The organism is Xenorhabdus innexi (assembly GCF_002632485.1).
GTDB lineage: Bacteria > Pseudomonadota > Gammaproteobacteria > Enterobacterales > Enterobacteriaceae > Xenorhabdus > Xenorhabdus innexi.
Genome location: NZ_NIBU01000166.1, coordinates 1 through 1,452 on the forward strand (window position 1 = coordinate 1; position 1,452 = coordinate 1,452).

The 1,452-nt window shown below is 51.6% G+C and carries 2 protein-coding genes; both read left to right on the forward strand.

All coding sequences use genetic code 11. The features are described from left to right. On the forward strand, positions 1-489 hold a 489-nt coding region (gene tssE, locus Xinn_RS20750; RefSeq protein WP_099137807.1), incomplete at its 5' end, for a type VI secretion system baseplate subunit TssE. Positions 490-529: 40 nt separating this feature from the next. Then, positions 530-1,452 (forward strand): type VI secretion system baseplate subunit TssF (gene tssF, locus Xinn_RS20755; RefSeq protein WP_099137808.1); only part of this gene is annotated, 923 nt, incomplete at its 3' end.

Consider the following 1,452-nt stretch of genomic DNA (forward strand, 5'->3'; position numbering starts at 1 on the left):
GCCAGAGACAAAATGCAGCCTTCCCTGCTGGACAGGCTCACGGATAATGACCCCGATAAGAAAAAAGAGGCCACCAGTCATCACCTGATATCACACAGCCTGTTACGCCAGCATCTGTTGCGGGATTTACAATGGTTACTCAATTGTGTCAACGGTAAATCCGAGCAGAATCTTTCCCTGTATCCGGAAATCTGTTGCTCCGTCTATAACTTTGGCCTGGAGCCGTTGACCGGTAAACACATATCTGAAATGAGATGGGAAGATATCCAACATAGAATCATCAAGGCGATACATGTGTTTGAACCCCGCATTATTCCCGAAGGGCTGGAGGTCAATTGTGTTTCTGACTCCGACTCCCTGACCTTATACAACACCTTATCCATCGAGATCAGCGGCTTTTTATGGTGTGTTCCCTGGCCACTGGAATTCCTGTTCCGCAGTGATATTGATTTAGAAAATGGTTATTTCACGATCAAAGAAGCCGGATAGGTAAACGGGATAGACTCCCCCAAAAACGAGAGGAGACAGTGTGGATAGCAAACTGCTTGAGTACTACAATCGTGAACTCATCTATTTACGTGAGATGGGGCGGGAATTTGCCGAGCGTTACCCGAAAGTCGCCAACCGGCTGGGCATGCACGGGATTGAGGTAGCTGACCCCTATGTTGAACGGCTGATGGAAGGTTTCGCGTTTCTGACCTCCCGCATTCAGCTGAAAATGGATGCGGAGTTCCCGCACTTTTCCCAACAGTTACTGGAGATGCTCTACCCCAATTATCTGGCCCCCACCCCGTCAATGACCGTTGTCGAACTCCAGCCCGATACCCGCAAGGGGGATATCAGCCACGGGTTTTTAGTGCCGCGCGGAACACTGATGCACTGCCAGACCCTGAAAAAAGAGGGCATTACTTTACAGTACAGCACCGCACAGGATGTGGTTCTGCAACCCCTGCAACTGCAAACGGTGGCGCTGGGGAAAATCCCGGCGAATCTTCCCCTGACATCGTTACAGCTTCATCAGTGCGGGGCGGTCAGCGCGTTACGGGTCCAGCTGACCTGCAAAGGCAAATTCTTCCTTAATGAACTGAACCTCGACAAACTGGTGTTCTTTCTGTCCGGCCCGGATATCCAGTCTCAACAGTTACTGGAACTGCTGATGGAACACTGCGTCGGCATGGTCGGGCAGACCGTCGGTGAGGCGCCCCGCTATCGGGTCCTGCCGGAGAGTTGCCCCCATCACGAAGGGTTTGAGGATGAGCAGGCATTACTCCCCAATGATCCGCGCTCGTTCAGTGGTTATCGCCAGTTACAGGAGTACTTTGCTTTTCCGGCCCGTTTTCAGTTTTTCAGCATTCGTGGCCTGCGGCCTTTACTGGAAGAAACGGAAAAAGCCCAGGCGTTTGAACTGATCCTGCTGCTGGACAAAATCGATGAGGATTTGGAGCATCTGGT